The organism is Streptomyces sp. YKOK-I1 (genome assembly GCF_054660435.1).
The window spans coordinates 5,739,248-5,758,822 of sequence record NZ_BAAGDR010000001.1; the positions used below are offsets into that span (position 1 = coordinate 5,739,248).

General features: G+C 72.4%; 15 protein-coding genes and 1 pseudogene. 14 read left to right on the forward strand and 2 right to left on the reverse strand.

The genetic code is table 11. The features are described from left to right. Positions 1 to 106: 106 nt before the first annotated feature. Positions 107 to 940: an HAD family hydrolase gene (locus ACYQ8Q_RS25645; protein WP_460068126.1), complete on the reverse strand. Its 834-nt coding sequence runs from the start codon at positions 938 to 940 to the stop codon at positions 107 to 109. Between the two features lie 582 nt (positions 941 to 1,522). On the opposite strand from ACYQ8Q_RS25645, the gene ssd reads away from it, so the two are divergent. The 7 genes and pseudogenes from ssd to ACYQ8Q_RS25680 all read left to right on the forward strand — a co-directional run. Continuing rightward, the gene (gene ssd / locus ACYQ8Q_RS25650; protein WP_460068127.1) at positions 1,523 to 2,626 is read left to right on the forward strand and encodes a septum site-determining protein Ssd; all 1,104 of its coding nucleotides are present in this window, start codon (positions 1,523 to 1,525) and stop codon (positions 2,624 to 2,626) included. Between the two features lie 26 nt (positions 2,627 to 2,652). Further along, positions 2,653 to 3,942, forward strand: a complete 1,290-nt coding sequence (locus tag ACYQ8Q_RS25655) for a TadA family conjugal transfer-associated ATPase (protein WP_460068129.1) — start codon at positions 2,653 to 2,655, stop codon at positions 3,940 to 3,942. Continuing rightward, entirely contained in the window at positions 3,935 to 4,804 is an 870-nt protein-coding gene (locus ACYQ8Q_RS25660) for a type II secretion system F family protein (protein WP_460073487.1), read from the forward strand. Before ACYQ8Q_RS25655 ends, ACYQ8Q_RS25660 begins: the two co-directional genes overlap by 8 nt. A 47-nt stretch (positions 4,805 to 4,851) precedes the next feature. Next, positions 4,852 to 5,637: a type II secretion system F family protein gene (locus tag ACYQ8Q_RS25665; protein WP_460068130.1), complete on the forward strand. Its 786-nt coding sequence runs from the start codon at positions 4,852 to 4,854 to the stop codon at positions 5,635 to 5,637. Between the two features lie 103 nt (positions 5,638 to 5,740). Beyond that, entirely contained in the window at positions 5,741 to 5,950 is a 210-nt protein-coding gene (locus ACYQ8Q_RS25670; RefSeq protein WP_460068132.1) for a DUF4244 domain-containing protein, read from the forward strand. After that, on the forward strand, positions 5,937 to 6,365 hold the full coding sequence (locus ACYQ8Q_RS25675) for a TadE family type IV pilus minor pilin (RefSeq protein ID WP_460068133.1): 429 nt from the start codon (positions 5,937 to 5,939) through the stop codon (positions 6,363 to 6,365). The genes ACYQ8Q_RS25670 and ACYQ8Q_RS25675 overlap by 14 nt, the downstream gene beginning before the upstream one ends. A gap of 2 nt (positions 6,366 to 6,367) precedes the next feature. Further along, positions 6,368 to 6,658 (forward strand): annotated as a pseudogene (locus ACYQ8Q_RS25680) (Rv3654c family TadE-like protein); the annotation flags it as partial. A 40-nt stretch (positions 6,659 to 6,698) separates the two neighbouring features. On the opposite strand, the gene ACYQ8Q_RS25685 reads toward ACYQ8Q_RS25680, so the two are convergent. Next, the gene (locus tag ACYQ8Q_RS25685) at positions 6,699 to 9,377 is read right to left on the reverse strand and encodes a DEAD/DEAH box helicase (RefSeq protein ID WP_460068134.1); all 2,679 of its coding nucleotides are present in this window, start codon (positions 9,375 to 9,377) and stop codon (positions 6,699 to 6,701) included. Positions 9,378 to 9,457: 80 nt separating this feature from the next. Here ACYQ8Q_RS25685 and bldG point away from each other — a divergent pair, with 80 nt between their 5' ends. From bldG to topA, 7 genes are all read left to right on the forward strand, one after another. Then, a complete protein-coding gene (bldG, locus tag ACYQ8Q_RS25690; RefSeq protein WP_055636390.1) occupies positions 9,458 to 9,799 on the forward strand; it encodes an anti-sigma factor antagonist BldG in 342 nt (113 codons plus the stop codon). Positions 9,800 to 9,907: 108 nt separating this feature from the next. Further along, positions 9,908 to 10,339: an ATP-binding protein gene (locus ACYQ8Q_RS25695; protein ID WP_460068135.1), complete on the forward strand. Its 432-nt coding sequence runs from the start codon at positions 9,908 to 9,910 to the stop codon at positions 10,337 to 10,339. A 330-nt stretch (positions 10,340 to 10,669) separates the two neighbouring features. Further along, a complete protein-coding gene (locus tag ACYQ8Q_RS25700) occupies positions 10,670 to 13,075 on the forward strand; it encodes a sodium-translocating pyrophosphatase (protein ID WP_460068136.1) in 2,406 nt (801 codons plus the stop codon). 193 nt (positions 13,076 to 13,268) lie between these two features. Continuing rightward, the gene (locus ACYQ8Q_RS25705) at positions 13,269 to 13,868 is read left to right on the forward strand and encodes a small secreted protein (RefSeq protein WP_460068137.1); all 600 of its coding nucleotides are present in this window, start codon (positions 13,269 to 13,271) and stop codon (positions 13,866 to 13,868) included. Between the two features lie 313 nt (positions 13,869 to 14,181). Beyond that, positions 14,182 to 15,702, forward strand: coding sequence for a DUF7059 domain-containing protein (locus tag ACYQ8Q_RS25710; RefSeq protein ID WP_460068140.1), 1,521 nt, complete (start codon positions 14,182 to 14,184; stop codon positions 15,700 to 15,702). A 492-nt stretch (positions 15,703 to 16,194) separates the two neighbouring features. After that, on the forward strand, positions 16,195 to 16,392 hold the full coding sequence (locus ACYQ8Q_RS25715) for a hypothetical protein (protein WP_358988753.1): 198 nt from the start codon (positions 16,195 to 16,197) through the stop codon (positions 16,390 to 16,392). 305 nt (positions 16,393 to 16,697) lie between these two features. After that, positions 16,698 to 19,541 carry a type I DNA topoisomerase gene (gene topA / locus ACYQ8Q_RS25720; protein WP_460068142.1) on the forward strand — a complete coding sequence of 948 codons (2,844 nt, stop codon included), beginning with the start codon at positions 16,698 to 16,700 and terminating at the stop codon, positions 19,539 to 19,541. The last annotated feature ends 34 nt before the right edge of the window (positions 19,542 to 19,575 follow it).

Sequence of the window (19,575 nt, forward strand, 5' to 3'; positions counted from 1 at the left end):
CTCGCGGGCCGTTGAGTCCTTTCTACTCCAGGACCAGGGCAAGCGGAACCCCCGCCGCCAGTTCTTTACTTTTGCGGCCAAACAGGTTTGAAACGGTCTTCGCAGCTCAGGCGGTCGCCGCCCGGCGCCGGCTCGCGTACCAGACCAGGCCCGCCGTCGCCGCCGCCGCGCCTATGGCGGCCGCCGCCACGAGTGCCGGGCGCGGCGGCACGGAGAACGACGGGATCCGCTGCTTGAGCCGTACGGGCCGGTGGAAGTCGAGAATCGGCCACCCGCGCGCGACGGCCTCGCGCCGCAGGGCCCGGTCCGGGTTCACGGCGTGCGGGCGGCCCACCGCCTGCAGCATCGGCAGATCGGTCACCGAGTCGCTGTACGCGAAACAGCGCTCCAGGTCGTACCCCTCCGACACGGCCAGCTCCTTGATCGCCTCCGCCTTCGTCGGGCCGTAGGCGTAGTACTCCACCTCGCCGGTGTAGCACCCGTCCTCGCCGACCACCATCCGGGTGGCCACCACACGGTCCGCGCCCAGCAGTTCGCCGATCGGCTCGACGACCTCCGCACCCGACGTGGACACGATCACGACATCGCGGCCGGCCGTGTGGTGTTCCTCGATCAGGGAGGCCGCCTCGTCGTAGATGAGCGGGTCGATCAGGTCGTGCAGGGTCTCGGCGACGATCTCCTTCACCTGCTGCACGTTCCAGCCGCGCACCATCCCGGACAGGTACTTCCGGGTCCGCTCCATCTGGTCGTGGTCCATACCGCCCACGAGGAAGACGAACTGGGCATATGCGGTGCGCAAGGCGGCCCTGCGGTTGATCAGACCGCCTTGGTAGAAGGACTTGCTGAAGGTGAGCGTGCTCGACTTCGCAATGACCGTCTTGTCCAGGTCAAAGAAGGCCGCTGTGCGGGGCAAGGAGTGGTTTTCCACAACCAAGAGCATAGGGGCAGCCCATTCGGCGTAAGGTGGGCGCGTGGGTTTGCCTGAGAGGGCTCTCGGGTACACCATGGAAGTCACGGATCGTTCGCGACCGTGCTAACGCGGTCCGGCTCCTCCCCCCCCCGAGTCGGCCGTGGAGACGACCCCCGCTCTCCCCCCCGGCGGGGGTCGTCGCATGTCCGGGTGCGTTTTTCCCTTCTTCGCGCGGTGCGGCCGCGTCTGCGAGGCGGCTCAGGCCGCCTCATCGGCGTGTCCGTGATCCGTCACGTTGGGTAGCGATCGGACTGCTCTGCGGGAGTCGCACAGGGGGCGGGTGGCCATCACCGGTATGGGTGACGGCGATATTCACAACCGGCCACTCGTCCACAGATTTTCACCAAGATCCACAAGATTTCTGGGTTCGTCGCACCGTGATTCCGACGCGTCCGCTCGGGCCGGGAGTTCATGGCCGGTTCCGTTTGCCGGGTGCGTGCGGCCGGTTTTCCGTCGGCCGTTCTCGCGGAGGCCGGTTGTCCGGTTCTTCGCACGCTGGGGAATCGCGAGGCCGCAGGGACTGCGCGACCTACGACAAAGGGGGACGAAATCATGGCCGGAGCCGTCACGCACGACCCGCCGCCCGCCGCTTCCCACCGGCAGGGCAAACCGCTGATCGTCACGGAGGACGCCGACCTCCTCGACGACCTGCTGCGCCTGTGCGCCGCCGCCGGAGCCACCCCCGAGGTGCATCCCTCGGTGCCGGAGCGCCGCGGCAGCTGGGAGACCGCACCGCTCGTCCTCGTCGGCGACGACGCCGCCCGCCGGGCGCGCGGAGCCACTCGCCGACGCGGAGTGGTCCTCGTCGGACGCGATCAGGACGACTCCGGCGTCTGGCAGCGCGCCGTGGAGATCGGCGCCGACCACGTCCTGATGCTCCCCGACGGCGAACAGTGGCTGGTGGACCGCATCGCCGACGTCGCCGAGGGCGTCGGACGGCCCGCGCTCACCGTCGGCGTCATCGGCGGCCGCGGAGGCGCCGGAGCGTCCACGCTCGCGTGCGCCCTCGCCGTCACCTCCGCGCGCGAAGGCCTGCGCACCCTCCTCGTGGACGCGGATCCGCTCGGCGGCGGACTCGACGTACTGCTCGGCGGGGAGACGACCCAAGGACTGCGCTGGCCCGCCTTCGCCGCCTCACGCGGGCGGGTCGGCGGCGGCGCCCTGGAGGAGTCCCTGCCCGAACTGCACGCGCTGCGCGTGCTCAGCTGGGACCGCGGCGACTGTGTCGCCGTCCCGCCGCAGGCCGTCCGCGCGGTCCTCGCCGCCGCCCGCCGCCGGGGCGGCACGGTCGTCGTGGACCTGCCGCGCCGCATCGACGACGGGGTCGCCGAGGCCCTCGCCCAGGTCGACATCGGACTCCTCGTGGTCCCCGCCGAACTGCGCGCCGTCGCGGCCGCCGGCCGGGTGGCCGCCGCGGCCGGGATGGTCCTGCGCGACCTCAGGGTGGCGGTACGGGGCCCGTACGCACCCGGCCTCGACGACCGCGAGGTGGCCACGCTGCTCCGGCTGCCCCTGGTCGGCGAGGTGCCCGTGGAGCACGCGCTGCTCCGCCCCGACGGAGGCAAGGCGCCGCCGGGCGCCGCCGCGCGCGGGCCCCTCGCCCGCTTCTGCAAGCAGTTCTGGGAGCGGGCGCTCATCGAGGCGGGTGGCGCGTGAGCACGGCACGGGTGACCACGGCACGCATGAGCATGGGACCGGCGCTGGAAGGCGGGCTCCTGGACGGCGTACGGCAGTGGCTCGCCGCGAGCGGGGCCGAGCCGACGCCCGCGCGCGTGGCCCAGGCTCTGCGGGAACAGGGGCGGGTGCTCGGGGACGCCGAGGTGCTCGGGGCCGCCGAGCAACTGCGCTCCGAGCTGATCGGCAGCGGGCCCCTGGAGCCGCTGCTCGCCGACCCCTCGGTGACCGACGTCCTGGTGTCGGCCCCGGACCGGGTCTGGGTCGACCGCGGTGGCGGCCTGGAGCTGACCGCCGTCTCCTTCCCCGACGCCGCGGCCGTACGACGCCTTGCGCAGCGCCTGGCCGCAGTGGCCGGACGGCGCCTGGACGACGCCCGCCCCTGGGCCGACGCCCGCCTGCCCGACGGGACCCGGCTGCACGCCGTGCTGCCCCCGGTGGCCGTCGGCTGCGCCTGTCTGTCGCTGCGCGTGGTACGGCCGCGGGCGTTCACGCTCGATGAACTCGTGGCCGCGGGCACCGTGCCGCCGGGCGGCGACCGGGTGCTGCGGGCCCTGCTCGGAGCACGGCTGTCCTTCCTGGTCAGCGGCGGCACCGGCAGCGGCAAGACGACCCTGCTGAGCGCACTGCTCGGCCTGGTCGGACCCGGGGAGCGGATCGTGCTCGCCGAGGACTCCGCGGAGCTGCGACCGGACCATCCCCACGTGGTCCGCCTGGAGACCAGACCCGCCAACCAGGAGGGCGCCGGGCTCGTCACGCTCGAGGACCTGGTGCGGCAGGCCCTGCGGATGCGTCCGGACCGGCTGGTCGTGGGTGAGGTGCGCGGACCGGAGGTGGTCCATCTGCTGGCCGCGCTCAACACCGGCCACGAGGGCGGCTGCGGGACCGTCCACGCCAACGCCGCGGCGGACGTCCCCGCCCGGCTGGAGGCGCTCGGCACGGCGGCCGGACTCGACCGGGCGGCACTGCACAGCCAGGTGGCGGCCGCGCTCTCGGTGGTCCTGCACCTCGTCCGTGACCCGGCCGGACGGCGCCGGATCGCGGAGGTGCACGTGCTGGAGCGGGACCCGACGGGGCTGGTGCGGACGGTGCCGGCACTGCGCTGGCAGCCGGACGCGTTCGCGTACGAGCGGGGGTGGGGGCGGCTGAGGGAGCTGCTGAGCGGCGAGGAGAGCGGGCGCGGCGACGGAAGCGGCGCGGGTGAGAACGGTGGGGCGGGCGGTGGAAGCCGGGCGGGTGGCCTGGTGGATGACCTGGTGGGTGAAGGGAGTGGGGTGAGCGATGTACGTGATGGGTGAGGTGTCGACTGCGGCGGCCGTCGCCTGTGCCGGGGCTGCGGCGTGGCTGCTGGGCGGTCCGTACTCCGGGGGCCGGCGGGCGCAGTTGCTGCTCGCCGGAGGCGGTGTGGTCGGCAGCGGACCACCGGCCTGGCGGGACCTGACCCGCGGTCTGAGCGGACTGCGCGGGCTGCGCGCGCGATGGCGGCCCGAGGGGTGGGCGCCGGTCGTCGGGGCGGTCCTGGCGGTGCTGGGAGCCTCGCCGCTTCCGGTCGTCGTAGGGGCCGCGCTGGTCCCCTTGCTGCGCCGGGCGCGGCGCGCCGCAGAGGCCCGCCGGGCCGGGGAGCACAGGGCGGACGCCGTGATCGCGCTCTGCGCGGCGCTCACCGGGGAGGTGCGGGCCGGGCGGCAGCCAGGGGAGGCGTTGCAGCGGGCCGCGCGGGACTCCGGCGGGCTGGGCGAGGCGCGGGCGGCGGTGCTGGCGGCGGCGCGGTTCGGCGGCGATGTGCCCCGGGCGCTCGCGGTCGCCGCACGGCGGCCCGGGGCCGGCGGACTGCTGGGGCTGGCGGCGTGCTGGCGGGTGGCCGTGGACCAGGGAGCGGGCCTCGCGGCCGGACTCGACCGCCTGGAGGGGGCGTTGCGCGCCGAGCGCGACCAACGGGCAGACCTGCGGGCGCAGTTGTCGGGACCACGCGCCACCGCTGTGATGCTGGCCTGCCTGCCCGCCCTGGGGCTCCTCCTGGGCGCGGCGCTCGGCGCCGACCCGTTGCGGGTGCTGTTCCACAGCCTGGCCGGGCTGGGCTGCCTGCTCGCCGGGGGACTGCTGGAGGGCGCGGGGGTGTGGTGGGTGCGGTGGATCGTGCGGAACGCGGAGAGGGCGTGAAGGGGCGTGCGGGCGAACGAGTGGCGGATGACGAGGAGGGAGGCGCCATGAGCGCGGAAGTTGTCCACAGGCTGGGGGTGGCCGTGGGGATCGTGACGGCCCTCGGGTGGCCGGTGTGCTGGCTGCAGCGGGTGCGGCGCGCCCGCGGGGCCCGGGGGAGGGCGGCGGAGCTGCTGGGGCGGGAGCGGGCACCGGACGTCCCGCGGGCGGGGATGCGGGACGCCGTGGGGGCCTGGCTGCCGGTGATGGCGGTGGCGGCCGCCGGATGGGTGCTGATCGGCGGCGTCGTGGGGGCCGTGGCCGGGGTGGCCGGCGCGGCCGGGCTGTGGCGGTGGCGCGGTCGGCAGCGGGCGTCGGGAGCCGCTGGCGAGGCCGACACGCGGATCGCCGCCGGGCAACTCCCCCTCGCCGCCGATCTGCTGGCCGCCTGCATCGCGGCGGGCGCCGCCCCGGTGATCGCCGCGCAGGCCGTGGGCGAGGCCCTCGGCGGGCCGGTGGGGGAAGCGCTGGCGCGCGGTGCCGCCGAGGTACGGCTGGGCGGTGCACCGGCCACCGCATGGCGGCGGTTGGCCGGTGCACCGGGTGCGGCGGCCCTGGCGCGGCTGTTGGAACGGGCCGACGTGACGGGGATTCCGGCAGCGGGCCCCGTGGCCCGGCTCGCCGGGGACGCCCGGGCCGAGTGGACCCGGGCCGCGACGGGCAGGGCCCGACGCGCCGGCGTCCTGGTCGCCGCGCCGGTGGGGCTCTGCTTCCTGCCCGCCTTCGTCGCGGTCGGTGTCGTACCGGTCGTGATCGGGCTCGCGGGCGGGGTGATGGGAGGAGGCGGCGGATGACGAGGTGCTGAACCGGCGCCGAGGGCGCCGAGCGGGACACGACGGATCGAACGGTCGATCGACCATGCAGAGGCCGACTGGGCCGAACCTTACGGGGGTTGAGATGTACAAGGCGGTACGGGCGCGACTGCGTGCCCTGGTGTGCGGGATGCGGGGCGCCCGCAAGGACGCCGGAATGGTGACGTCGGAGTACGCGATGGGGATCGTGGCGGCGGTGGGCTTCGCCGTGCTCCTCTACCAGGTGGTGACGAGTGACACCGTCGGCGCGCTGCTCCAGGACATCGTGAGGCGGGCGCTCAGTGGGGGCATGTGAGCGGCGGCGGCTCGGTGGGGACCGGGGTTTCGTGACGGCGGAGTCGGCCGTGGTGCTGCCGGTGCTGGTGGTGTTCGCGATGGCGCTGGTGTGGGGGTTGCTCGTGATGGCGGCCCGGATCCAGTGCGTGGACGCGGCCAGGACCGGCGCCCGCGCGGCGGCCCGGCAGGACCCCACCGGGACGGTCGTCGAACTGGCCCGTGCGGCGGCACCGCGCGGGGCGCGGGTGACGGTCGGCAGAGAGGGCGACCAGGTGCGCGTGGTGGTCGTGGCGAGTCCGCCGCTGCTGAGGGGGCTGCCCTTCGAGGTACGGGAGGAGGCGGTGGCGGCGTCCGAGGAGAGCGTGGGAGCCGGGCCGGACGGCGGGGCCGGGCTGGACGGTGGAGCCGGGCCGGATGGTGGGGGTGGGCCGTGAAGGTGGCTGGTGCCGTCGGGGCGTGGCTGCGGGGGCGGGGCGACCGGGGGTCGGCCACCGTCTGGAGTCTCGGGGCGATCGCGGTGCTGTGCGTGGTCTTCGGTGCCGTGCTGGCCCTGGGGCAGGCCGTCGTGGTCCGCCACCGGGCCGCCGGGGGCGCGGACCTCGCGGCGCTCGCGGCGGCGGACCACTGGACGGACGGCGAGGAGCGGGCCTGCGTCCGGGCGGGCCGGGTCGCGGAGGCACAAGGCGTACGGCTGGTGCGCTGCACCGTCGCCGGGGAGATCTCGGACGTGACCGCGGCGGCGGGCCGGGGACCCTTCACGGCCGAGGTCAGGGCACGTGCGGGCCCTCCGGGGCCGGTATCGCCCCTCCCGGGCCCGCATCCGGCACCCGAGACGCAGGGTCCTGAGGGTCGGGTCCCTGAGGCCCGGGCTCCTGAGGGGCGGATCCCCGTGGCGCAGGCTTCTGGGGCGCGGGTCCCCGAGGCGCGGGTTCCCGAAGCGTGGGGGTCGGCTCCTCGTGGTCCTCGGGGGCCTCGTGGGCCGGTCCCGGGGTCGTCTCCTCCGGTGCCTCTCGGAGCAGTTCCGTGAGGAGCCGTACCGCCCCCCTCTTGTGCAGCGGCTCGTTGCCGTTGCCGCACTTGGGGGACTGGATGCAGGACGGGCAGCCGGCGTCGCACTCGCAGGAGGCGATGGCCTCCCGGGTGGCGGTGAGCCATGCGCGGGCGGTGTGGAAGGCGCGCTCCGCGAAGCCCGCGCCGCCGGGATGGCCGTCGTAGACGAAGACCGTCGGCAGGAGCGTGTCGGGGTGCAGCGGCACCGACACGCCGCCGATGTCCCAGCGGTCGCAGGTCGCGAAGAGCGGGAGGAGGCCGATGGAGGCGTGTTCGGCGGCGTGCAGGGCGCCGCCGAGGATCTCGGGGTTGATGCGGGCGGCGTCGAGCTGGTCCTCGGTGACCGTCCACCACACCGCGCGGGTGCGCAGCGTACGAGGAGGGAGGTCGAGCTTCGACTCGCCCAGGACTTCACCGGTGATGACCCGTCGGCGCAGGAAGGAGACGACCTGGTTGGTGACTTCGACGGAGCCGTAGCACAACCGGCCCTGGCCCCAGGGGATTTCGGTGTCGGTCTCCAGGACGGCGATGGCGGTGGTGTCGCGGGCGACGGTCGTGTAGGGCGGCGCGGCCTCCTCGACCAGGGCGACCGAGTCGTCCAGGTCCAGGGAGCGGACGAGGTACGTACGGCCCTGGTGGAGGTGGACGGCGCCCTCGTGGACGGTGGTGTGGGCGGCGCCCGCGTCGACCGTGCCGAGCAGCCGGCCCGTGCCCTCCTCGACGATCTGCACCGGCCGGCCGCCCTCCCCGCGGATGTCGGTGAGGTCGGCGGCGCGCTCCCGGCGCGTCCAGTGCCAGGCCCTCGTGCGGCGGCGCAGCAGCTTGGCGGCCTCCAGCTGGGGCAGCAGGGTCTCGGTCTCCGGGCCGAACAGCGTCAGGTCCTCCTCCGTCAGCGGGAGTTCCGCGGCGGCGGCGCACAGGTGCGGGGCGAGGACGTAGGGGTTGTCGGGGTCGAGGACCGTCGATTCCACCGGACGGTCGAACAGGGCCTCCGGGTGGTGGACGAGGAAGGTGTCCAGCGGGTCGTCACGGGCGACCAGCACCGCCAGCGCGCCCTGCCCGGACCGCCCGGCGCGGCCCGCCTGCTGCCACAGGGAGGCGCGGGTGCCCGGATAGCCGGCGATCAGGACGGCGTCGAGGCCGGAGACGTCGATGCCGAGTTCGAGGGCCGTGGTGGCGGCGAGGCCGAGGAGCTCGCCGGAGTGCAGGGCCTGTTCGAGGGCGCGGCGCTCCTCGGGCAGATAGCCGCCCCGGTACGCCGCGACACGCCGGGCCAGCGAGCGGTCGACCTCGGCGAGCCGTTCCTGGGCGATCACCGAGATCAGCTCGGCGCCGCGCCGGGAGCGGACGAAGGCGACCGTGCGCACGCCCTGGACGGCGAGGTCGGTGAGGAGGTCGGCGGTCTCGGCGGTGGCGGTACGCCGGACGGGTGCGCCCTTCTCGCCCTGGAGCTCGGTGAGCGGCGGCTCCCAGAGGGCGAACACCAGTTCACCTCGGGGTGAGGCGTCGTCGGCGACCTCCACCACCGGCAGGCCGGTGAGACGGCCGGCGGCGACCGCGGGCTCGGCGGCGGTCGCGGAGGCCAGCAGGAAGACCGGGGAGGAGCCGTAGCGGGCGCACAGGCGGCGCAGGCGGCGCAGCACCTGGGCGACATGGGAGCCGAAGACGCCGCGGTAGGTGTGGCACTCGTCGACGACGACGTACTTCAGCGACTTCAGGAAGGAGGACCAGCGGGGGTGGGACGGGAGGATCCCGCGGTGCAGCATGTCGGGGTTGGTGAGGACGTAGTTGGCGTACTGGCGCACCCATTCGCGTTCCTCGAACGGCGTGTCGCCGTCGTACACGGCCGGACGCACCGCGTTGCCGAGCGGGTGTGAGAGTTCTTTCACAGAGCGGCGCTGGTCGGCGGCGAGGGCCTTGGTGGGGGCGAGGTACAGGGCGGTCGCGCCGCGTCCGTTCGGAGCCTCGGAACCGTCCAGAAGAGTGGACAGCACGGGCACGAGATAGGCCAGGGACTTGCCGGAGGCGGTGCCCGTGGCGACGACCACCGAGTCGCCGTCCAGGGCGTGCTCGGCGGCGCGTGCCTGGTGGGCCCAGGGGTGATCGATTCCGCAGGTCTGGACCGCCGCGATCACTTCCGGGCGAATCCGGTCAGGCCAGACGGCATGGCGGCCCTCGCGCGGGGGCAAGTGCTCCGTATGAGTGATGCGCGAAGCCCGGCTCGGGCCCGGGGCGAGCCGGTCCAGGAGCGCGCCCGGCGACAGGCGGGGCGCGGTCTGTGCCGAGGATCGATCGGATCGGTGATTCTTGGCCATCGGCACCGAGTGTGTCACTGGCGTGACGGACAATGGAGCCAAGGCGTCGTGCACGCCTGCCGGTAAGTGATTGAATGCCATCGCGGCTGGCGAACCGTCCAGGGGGCTCTGCCGAGGTGTCCCGAGGGGCGACCGCTCGATAGCAAGGTGCTGGAGGATCCGTGGACCTGTCCCTGTCGACCGAGACCGTCGGCGATCGCACGATCGTCAAGGTCGGTGGCGAAATCGACGTATATACCGCGCCCAAGCTGCGCGAGCAGTTGGTCGAGCTGGTGAACGACGGGAATTTCCACCTCGTCGTGGACATGGAGGGTGTCGACTTCCTCGACTCCACCGGGCTCGGCGTACTGGTCGGCGGCCTGAAGCGTGTGCGTGCCCACGAGGGCTCGCTGCGCCTGGTCTGCAACCAGGAGCGCATTCTGAAGATCTTCCGCATCACCGGCCTGACCAAGGTGTTCCCGATTCACACCTCGGTCGAGGACGCGGTCCAAGCCACCGACTGACCCCGTCCGTCCGGGTCCGGTGACCCGGACGGCCCAGTTGTACTCCGGGGGACCGGGCTTTCGGCAGCCCGGCCCCCCGACAGCACGCCCGAGTTCCGAGGGGGACGCATGGCCACCGTTGAACTCCGCTTCAGCGCGCTGCCCGAGCACGTCAGGACCGCCCGACTGGTGGCGGCAGCGGTGGCGCGCAGGGCCGGAGTGGACGAGGCCGTCCTCGACGAGGTGAGACTCGCCGTCGGCGAGGCCTGCACCCGCGCCGTCGGCCTTCACCAGAGTGGCGGTATCACCGCCCCCGTGAGGGTGGCGTTGATCGAGGAGGAGAAGCAGTTCTCCATCGAGGTCGGCGACGAGGCGCCGCGCGCCGCCCCCGGAGACCGGATTCCCGGCTCCGCCGCGGACGACGCGGACGCCGAGGAGGACGAGATGGGCCTCGCGGTCATCAGCGGCCTCGTCGACGACGTGGAGGTCACCGCCGGTGAGAACGGCGGCCTGATCCGTATGACCTGGCCGAGGACACCGGCCGCGGCGACCGTCGGCTGAGCCGCTCCCGCCGTATTCGTACCCGAAGGGCCCCACTCCGGTGGGGCCCTTCGGCATGCGCCCACCCGGGTCCTCGTGCTTACAGTTGTCCCAGCCGTTCCGGGAAGTGAATCTTGAGCCGAGGAATCACTTCCTGGATTTCGTGAATCAAATCACGATCAATGGCTCCGTTCGATGATCTTTCAACGATCTTTCAGTGATCGGAGAATGCGCCGAAGGCATTACTGGACGTGTAGGCGAATTCTGTTTACCGCACACTGTTTTGATCAGGTTCCGGTACCTACAATCCGTCCACAATCTTGAGCTCAGCCCAAGCGTCAAGGAGGACGAATGGCGGGGCTTTCTACCCCTCATCGGTTGGACCATCCGACAACCTTCGCGGCCGCAGTGCTGACCGACGGCAACCGTCTCCTCGTCGTGGTCATCGGGCTCGTCGCCCTGGCCGCGCTCGTGGTCGCGGGTGTCCTGCTGCGCCAGGTGCTCGCGGCCGGCGAGGGCACCGACAGCATGAAGAAGATCGCGGCAGCGGTCCAGGAAGGCGCCAACGCGTATCTGGCCCGACAGTTGCGCACCCTCGGCGTATTCGCCGTCGTGGTGTTCTTCCTGTTGATGTTGCTGCCCGCGGACGACTGGAATCAGCGCGCCGGGCGATCATTGTTCTTCTTGATCGGCGCCGCCTTCTCGGCGGCCACCGGTTATATCGGCATGTGGCTCGCGGTGCGCAGCAATGTGCGGGTCGCCGCGGCGGCCCGGGAAGCCACCCCGGGGCCCGGTGAACCGGAAAAGGATCTCACCGCCGTCTCCCACAAGGCGATGAAGATCGCATTTCGCACGGGCGGCGTCGTCGGCATGTTCACGGTGGGGCTCGGGCTGTTCGGCGCCTCCTGCGTGGTGCTGGTCTACGCGGCCGACGCGCCCAAGGTGCTGGAGGGCTTCGGCCTCGGCGCGGCGCTCATCGCGATGTTCATGAGGGTCGGCGGCGGCATCTTCACCAAGGCCGCCGACGTCGGCGCCGACCTGGTCGGCAAGGTCGAACAGGGCATTCCGGAGGACGATCCGCGCAATGCCGCGACCATCGCCGACAACGTGGGCGACAACGTCGGCGACTGCGCGGGCATGGCCGCCGACCTGTTCGAGTCGTACGCCGTGACGCTGGTCGCCGCGCTGATCCTCGGCAAGGCGGCCTTCGGCGACTTCGGGCTGGCGTTCCCGCTGCTCGTGCCCGCGATCGGTGTGCTCACGGCCATGGTCGGCATCTTCGCCGTCGCCCCGCGCCGCACCGACCGCAGCGGTATGTCCGCGATCAACCGGGGCTTCTTCGTCTCCGCGGTGATCTCGCTCGTGCTGGTGGCCGTCGCCGTGTACGTCTATCTGCCCGGCACGTACGCCGACCTCGACGGGGTCACCGACCAGGCGATCATCGGCAAGGACGGTGACCCGCGCGTCCTCGCCCTCGTCGCGGTGGCGATCGGCATCCTCCTGGCCGCCGTCATCCAGCAACTGACCGGCTACTTCACCGAGACCACCCGCCGCCCGGTCCGGGACATCGGCAAGACGTCCCTGACGGGCCCCGCCACGGTCGTCCTCGCCGGCATCTCCGTCGGTCTGGAATCGGCCGTCTACACCGCCCTGCTGATCGGCCTCGGCGTGTACGGGGCGTTCCTGCTCGGCGGTACGTCGATCATGCTGGCGCTGTTCGCGGTCGCGCTGGCCGGCACCGGCCTGCTCACCACGGTCGGCGTGATCGTGGCCATGGACACCTTCGGGCCGGTCTCCGACAACGCCCAGGGCATCGCCGAGATGTCGGGCGACGTCGAGGGCGCCGGCGCGCAGGTGCTCACCAACCTCGACGCGGTCGGCAACACCACCAAGGCCATCACCAAGGGCATCGCCATCGCCACCGCCGTCCTCGCGGCGTCGGCGCTCTTCGGGTCGTACCGTGACGCGATCACGACCGGCGCGAACGACGTCGGGGAGAAACTCTCCGGGCCCGGCGCGCCGATGAACCTGATGATGGACATCTCGCAGCCCAACAACCTGGTCGGCCTCATCGCGGGCGCGGCGGTCGTCTTCCTCTTCTCGGGGCTGGCGATCAACGCGGTCTCGCGATCGGCGGGGTCGGTGGTGTTCGAGGTGCGGCGGCAGTTCCGCGAGCACCCCGGGATCATGGACCACACCGAGACACCGGAGTACGGCAAGGTCGTCGACATCTGCACCCGGGACGCCCTGCGCGAGCTGGCCACGCCCGGACTGCTCGCCGTGCTGGCACCGATCTTCATCGGGTTCACGCTCGGCGTGGGCGCGCTCGGCGCGTACCTCGCGGGCGCGATCGGCGCGGGCACCCTGATGGCGGTCTTCCTCGCCAACTCCGGCGGCGCGTGGGACAACGCCAAGAAGCTCGTCGAGGACGGCCATCACGGCGGCAAGGGCAGCGAGGCCCATGCGGCCACGGTGATCGGCGACACCGTCGGCGACCCCTTCAAGGACACCGCCGGGCCCGCGATCAACCCGCTGCTCAAGGTCATGAACCTGGTCGCCCTGCTGATCGCGCCGGCCGTGATCAAGTTCAGCTACGGCGACGACAAGAACATCGGCGTACGGATCATGATCGCGGTCCTCGCGCTCGCGGTGATCGTCGGCGCGGTGTACGTCTCCAAGCGGCGCGGCATCGCCGTGGGGGACGAGGAGAACGCCGACCGGTCGTCCAAGTCGGCCGATCCCGCGGTGGTTTCGTAGACCGGCCGTCGGGGTCCTGTTCAAGGAGCGGGCGGGCAGCGCGTGTTGACGCGCCGCCCGCCCGCTGTGCTGTGCGTGTGCCGGGGCCGTGAGCCTTCTCTCTCCTGGTGCAAATGGCTTCAAAACACCATGGAGTGGATATTCGACCTGGGGTAGTCGACCGGTGGGCGTGTATGTTCCGGGGCCGAGGGCCATGGAAGGGACCAAACCGGTGAACAAGAAGCTCGCGGCCGCACTGTCCGGCGGTGCGGTACTGGTACTGGCGCTGTCCGGATGCAGCAGCGACGAAGGCAACAAGGAGCTCGACGCCTGGGCCAAGAGCGTCTGCGACGCGCTGCCGGCGCAGGACGCCAAGGTCGACGCCGCCAACGCCGCGATCAAGCAGGCCGCCACGGACAACAACGCCCCGGCGAACGTCCAGAAGACCGACTCGCAGGCGTTCCAGGACATGTCCGACGCGTACGCGGCGCTCGCCCAGGCCGTCCAGAAGGCCGGCACTCCGCCCGGGGTCGAGGGGGGCGCGAAGAAGCAGAAGGACGCCGTCGCGGCGCTCAACACGCTCTCCACCTCCTACGCCGACCTGAAGAAGTCGGTCGACGCGCTGGACACCAAGGACCAGGCCAAGTTCGCCGACGGCCTCGCGGACATCGCCACCCAGCTCGGCACCCTCAGCCAGACCGGCAACACCGCGCTGAAGAACCTGGAACAGGGCGACGTCAAGGACGCCATGGCCAAGCAGGACAGCTGCAAGAAGGTCGCGGCATCCGCGTCGGCCCGCGCGGCGACGAGCTGAGGCTCGCGCGGGACGAGCTGAGGCGCGCGCGACGACGAGCTGATCCGCGCGCGACGACGAGCTGATCCGCGCAGAGGGACGACTCAGGCGCACGCCGTGCCGGCCGAGGCGCCCGGAGGCGAGTCCGTGCTCGCGCCGTGACGGGCTGACGGGCGTCGCGGGGATGTCCGAGGCTCGCGGGACGATCGATCCGGGCTTGCGTGGCGACGGCCGAGGCTCGTGCGACGACACGTCCAGGTTCGCGCGGTGATTCCGGGGGCCGGTGGCTGAACCGGACGGGGACAACGAGTGGGGGAGCGGGGACAATGGGGGCGTGAGTGACGCCACCCTGTCCCCCCTGCCCTCCGCCGACCGTCCCGACGTGGCCGCACGACTGCGGGAGGCCCTGCTCGCGGCCTCCTTCACCGCCGACGGCCTGCTCGATCTGCTCGGCGCCCCCGCGTACGCCGCCCTGGCGCGCAGCGAGACCGTGCCCGCCCTCCGGGCCACCCGCGGGGACACGCCACTGGAGACGCTCGTCCGTCTCTTCCTGCTCCAGCAGCCCGTGCCGCACGCACGCGTGGAGGAATTCCTCCCGGTGCACGCGTGCGTGGAGAGCGGCTGGCTGACCCGGGTCGGCGCCGACGAGGTCGCCGCGACCGTGGACGTGCGCCCGTACGGCGGCCCGGACGGCGAGGACTGGTTCATCGTCTCCGACCTGGGCTGCGCGGTCGGCGGCGCCGGCGGCATCGGCAGCCGCGACGAGGGAGTCGTCCTCGGTGTCGGCGGCGCCTCGACGACCCTCGCCGGCATCACCGTCCGTACGCCCGTGTCGTCGGCCCTCGACCTCGGCACCGGCTCCGGCATCCAGGCGCTGCACGCCGCCCGGCACGCCACGCGCGTGACGGCGACCGACCTCAACCCGCGCGCCCTGCACATCACCGCGCTCACCCTGGCCCTGTCCGGCGCTCCGGCCGCCGATCTGCGCGAGGGCTCCCTCTTCGAGCCGCTCCGCCACGACGAGCGGTACGACCTCGTCGTGTCCAACCCCCCGTTCGTGATCTCGCCGGGCGCCCGGCTGACGTACCGGGACGGCGGGATGGGCGGGGACGATCTGTGCCGCTCGCTCGTTCAGGGAGCGGGGGAACGGCTGACCGAGGGCGGGTTCGCGCAGTTCCTCGCCAACTGGCAGCACGTGGAGGGGGAGGACTGGCAGGACCGGCTCAGGTCGTGGGTGCCGCGCGGGTGCGACGCCTGGATCGTCCAGCGCGAGGTCCAGGACGTCACGCAGTACGCCGAGCTGTGGCTCAGGGACGCCGGCGAGCACCGGGGTGACCCGGCCGAGTACCAGGCGCGGTACGACGCCTGGCTGGACGAGTTCGAGGCGCGCAAGGTGAAGGCCGTCGGCTTCGGCTGGATCACCCTGCGCAGGACCGCGGCGGCGGAGCCCGTCATCACCGTCGAGGAGTGGCCGCACCCGGTCGAACAGCCGCTCGGCGACACGGTCCGCGCGCACTTCGAACGGCTCGACTACCTGCGGGCGCACGACGACGCGGCCCTGCTCGCCGGGCACTTCAGGCTGGTCGGCGAGATCGTCCAGGAGCAGGTCGGCATGCCCGGCGCCGAGGACCCGGAGCACGTCGTGCTGCGCCAGCACCGCGGGATGCGCCGCGCCACGAAGGTGGACACGGTCGGCGCGGGCTTCGCGGGCGTGTGCGACGGCTCGCTGAGCGCGGGCCGCATCCTGGACGCCATCGCCCAACTGGTCGGCGAGGACCCGGTGTCCCTGCGCGACCGCACCCCCGCCCAGATCCGCCTACTGGTGGAACAGGGCTTCCTGGAACCGGCACGGTGAACCCACCCGCCACCTGCCCAGCACCGGGACCCGCCGCCCACCCCCCCACCGGGCCCCGCACCGGCACCCGCCTAGCACCGCCGCCCGCCGACCGCCTCGCACCGGCACCCCGCCTAGCGCCGGCACCCCGCCGACCGCCCAGCACCACCGCCCGTCGACCGCCCCGCCCCAGGACCCGTCGCTCGCCCCGCCCCAGGAGGGGAAACCGGCCAACATCCTCGGTGGCGGGCGTCGGCCGGGCAGTCGTGCTCGGCAAAAAGAGTGACAAGAACATGCCCGTGCCGGTTCCGGTGTGAGGCCCGTCGCAGTCCGGGGCGCCTTCCCCGGGGCGGGGGAGAGACAGTCGGGACGGCTGGCCGGGTGCCCGGCGGCGGCCCGTCGCCCCCGTCCGGAGGTCTGTCGTTCACCTCGGGTTCGTCCCGGCGCCGCCCGCGCGTGTCAGTCTCCCCAGGGCGATGCACGCGCGGGTGGGAGAAAAGGGGCGGGGCGATCATGGAGAGCGGGCCGGCGATCTTCGCGGGGATGGTGTTCGCCCTGTTCGGAGGCGCACTGTTGGTGTGGACCGCGGTCCGGGTACGGCATCGCGAGCCCGTGGCCCAGGGTGTGAGCCCCGTCGCATCGGCGACCCTCGCGACCCTCGCCGCGCTCGTCGCGCTGGCCGTCGGAACGTGGTGCTTCACCCGCCTCTGATTCCCGCTCCCTCCCTCACCGGAACCGACGCCGAGAATCCTGCCCCGACCCCCGTTTGACCCGCGTGAGCAGGGTCACGCAGGTAAAGGAGAGGACGGGTTCCGCTCCGGCGGAAAAGGACCGGTCGGCACTCCGGGCGGCAGGAATGGCGGTAGTCGGGTTACCGTTCGAGTGGCCGTTGTGGGCTTTTCCCGTTTGACACGGGGGCGGGATGTACCGTCACACTCCGCAGCGTCACCATGACCCGACCCCGGGAGCAAGGCCTGGGGAGGCCCCAAACCCGTCGACCGGAGAGAAGAGCGAAGTTGTCCCCGACCAGCGAGACCGCGAAGGGCGGCCGCCGACTCGTCATCGTCGAGTCGCCTGCCAAGGCGAAGACGATCAAGGGTTACCTCGGCCCCGGTTACATCGTCGAGGCCAGCGTCGGGCACATCCGCGACCTTCCGAACGGCGCCGCGGAGGTGCCGGAGTCGTACACCGGTGAGGTCCGCCGCCTCGGCGTGGACGTCGAGCACGACTTCCAGCCCATCTATGTGGTCAACGCCGACAAGCGGGCCCAGGTCAAGAAGCTCAAGGACCTGCTCAAGGAGTCCGACGAGCTCTTCCTCGCCACCGATGAGGACCGGGAGGGCGAGGCGATCGCCTGGCACCTCCAGGAGGTCCTCAAGCCGAAGATCCCCGTCAAGCGGATGGTCTTCCACGAGATCACCAAGGACGCGATCCGGGCCGCCGTCGCCAACCCGCGCCAGCTCAACCAGAAGCTCGTCGACGCCCAGGAGACCCGCCGCATCCTCGACCGCCTCTACGGCTACGAGGTCTCGCCGGTCCTGTGGAAGAAGGTCATGCCGCGGCTGTCGGCCGGCCGGGTCCAGTCCGTCGCGACCCGGCTCGTCGTGCAGCGGGAGCGCGAGCGCATCGCGTTCCGCTCCGCCGAGTACTGGGACCTGACGGGCACCTTCGGCACCGGCCGCGCGGGGGACCCGTCCGACCCGTCGTCGCTGGTCGCCCGGCTGCAGACCGTCGACGGCCGGCGTGTCGCGCAGGGCCGTGACTTCGACTCCCTCGGCCGGATCAAGGGCGAGAACACCCTCCACCTCGACGAGGCGAACGCCCGCGCGCTCGCCGCCGCCCTGGAGAACACCCGGTTCTCGGTCCGGTCCGTCGAGTCCAAGCCGTACCGCCGCTCGCCGTACGCCCCGTTCCGTACGACGACGCTCCAGCAGGAGGCCAGCCGCAAGCTCGGCTTCGGCGCCAAGGCCACCATGCAGGTCGCGCAGAAGCTGTACGAGAACGGCTACATCACGTACATGCGTACGGACTCCACGACGCTGAGCGACACCGCCGTGGCGGCCGCCCGCGCCCAGGTCACGCAGCTGTACGGCGCCGACTACCTGCCGGCCCAGCCGCGCACGTACGCCGGGAAGGTCAAGAACGCCCAGGAGGCGCACGAGGCGATCCGCCCCTCGGGTGATCGTTTCCGCACCCCCGCCGAGACCGGTCTGACCGGCGACCAGTTCAAGCTCTACGAGCTGATCTGGAAGCGGACCGTCGCCTCCCAGATGAAGGACGCGACCGGCAACAGCGTGACGGTGCGGATCGGCGGCACCGCCGCCGACGGCCGGGACGTCGAGTTCAGCGCCTCCGGCAAGACGATCACGTTCCACGGCTTCCTGAAGGCCTACGTCGAGGGCGCCGACGACCCGAACGCCGAGCTGGACGACCGTGAGCGCCGCCTGCCGCAGGTGAACGAGGGCGACCCGCTCGGCGCCGAGGAGATCACGGTCGACGGGCACGCCACCAAGCCCCCGGCCCGCTACACCGAGGCCAGCCTGGTCAAGGAGCTCGAAGAGCGCGAGATCGGCCGTCCGTCGACGTACGCCTCGATCATCGGCACGATCCTCGACCGCGGCTATGTGTTCAAGAAGGGCACGGCGCTCGTGCCGTCCTTCCTGTCCTTCGCCGTGGTCAACCTCCTGGAGAAGCACTTCGGGCGGCTCGTCGACTACGACTTCACCGCCAAGATGGAGGACGACCTCGACCGCATCGCGCGCGGTGAGGCGCAGTCCGTGCCGTGGCTGAAGCGGTTCTACTTCGGCGAGGGCACCGCGGACGGCGGCGCCGCCGACGCGGGCAACGGCGACGGGGACCACCTCGGCGGCCTCAAGGAGCTGGTGACCGACCTGGGCGCGATCGACGCGCGCGAGGTGTCGTCGTTCCCGGTGGGCAACGGCATCGTGCTGCGGGTCGGCCGCTTCGGGCCGTACATCGAGCGCGGCGAGAAGGACAGCGAGGGCCACCAGCGCGCCGACATCCCCGAGGACCTCGCGCCCGACGAGCTCTCCGTCGAGCTGGCCGAGGAACTGCTCGCCAAGCCGAGCGGCGACTTCGAGCTGGGCACCGACCCCGCCACCGGCCACGAGATCGTCGCCAAGGCAGGCCGCTACGGCCCGTACGTCACCGAGGTGCTCCCCGAGGGCACCCCGAAGACCGGCAAGAACGCCGTCAAGCCGCGTACGGCCTCGCTGTTCAAGACGATGTCCCTGGACACGGTCACCCTCGAGGACGCCCTCAAGCTGATGTCCCTGCCCCGGGTCGTCGGCGCGGACGCCGAGGGCCAGGAGATCACCGCGCAGAACGGCCGCTACGGGCCGTACCTGAAGAAGGGCACGGACTCGCGGTCGCTGCAGACCGAGGACCAGCTCTTCACGATCACCCTCGAAGAGGCGCTGGCGATCTACGCCCAGCCCAAGCAGCGCGGCCGGGCCGCCGCCAAGCCGCCGCTGAAGGAGCTCGGCGAGGACCCGGTCAGCAAGAAGCCCGTCGTCATCAAGGACGGCCGCTTCGGGGCGTACGTCACCGACGGGGAGACCAACGCGACCCTGCGCTCCGGCGACAGCGTCGAGGAGATCACCCCGGAGCGCGGCTTCGAGCTGCTCGCCGAGAAGAGGGCGAAGGCGCCCGCCAAGAAGACGGCGAAGAAGGCGCCCGCGAAGAAGACCACGACCGCGGCCAAGAAGGCGGCTCCGGCGAAGAAGACGGCCGCGTCGGCCGCCAAGAAGACCGCAGCGAAGAAGACCACGACGACGGCCGCCGCGAAGAAGACGGCTGCGAAGAGGACGACGGCCACGCGGACGACGACGGAGGACTGAACCGGCTGACGGGCCGTCCGCTCCAGCAGGTCCG

What these genes read in the sequence shown, in the direction of transcription:
- ACYQ8Q_RS25645 (WP_460068126.1), bottom strand. Translation starts at nt 940, where the DNA reads ATGCTCTTGGTTGTGGAAAACCACTCCTTGCCCCGCACAGCGGCCTTC.
- ssd (WP_460068127.1), top strand. Translation starts at nt 1,523, where the DNA reads ATGGCCGGAGCCGTCACGCACGACCCGCCGCCCGCCGCTTCCCACCGG.
- ACYQ8Q_RS25655 (WP_460068129.1), top strand. Translation starts at nt 2,653, where the DNA reads ATGAGCATGGGACCGGCGCTGGAAGGCGGGCTCCTGGACGGCGTACGG.
- ACYQ8Q_RS25660 (WP_460073487.1), top strand. Translation starts at nt 3,935, where the DNA reads ATGGGTGAGGTGTCGACTGCGGCGGCCGTCGCCTGTGCCGGGGCTGCG.
- ACYQ8Q_RS25665 (WP_460068130.1), top strand. Translation starts at nt 4,852, where the DNA reads ATGAGCGCGGAAGTTGTCCACAGGCTGGGGGTGGCCGTGGGGATCGTG.
- ACYQ8Q_RS25670 (WP_460068132.1), top strand. Translation starts at nt 5,741, where the DNA reads ATGTACAAGGCGGTACGGGCGCGACTGCGTGCCCTGGTGTGCGGGATG.
- ACYQ8Q_RS25685 (WP_460068134.1), bottom strand. Translation starts at nt 9,377, where the DNA reads ATGGCATTCAATCACTTACCGGCAGGCGTGCACGACGCCTTGGCTCCA.
- ACYQ8Q_RS25695 (WP_460068135.1), top strand. Translation starts at nt 9,908, where the DNA reads ATGGCCACCGTTGAACTCCGCTTCAGCGCGCTGCCCGAGCACGTCAGG.
- ACYQ8Q_RS25700 (WP_460068136.1), top strand. Translation starts at nt 10,670, where the DNA reads ATGGCGGGGCTTTCTACCCCTCATCGGTTGGACCATCCGACAACCTTC.
- ACYQ8Q_RS25705 (WP_460068137.1), top strand. Translation starts at nt 13,269, where the DNA reads ATGGAAGGGACCAAACCGGTGAACAAGAAGCTCGCGGCCGCACTGTCC.
- ACYQ8Q_RS25715 (WP_358988753.1), top strand. Translation starts at nt 16,195, where the DNA reads ATGGAGAGCGGGCCGGCGATCTTCGCGGGGATGGTGTTCGCCCTGTTC.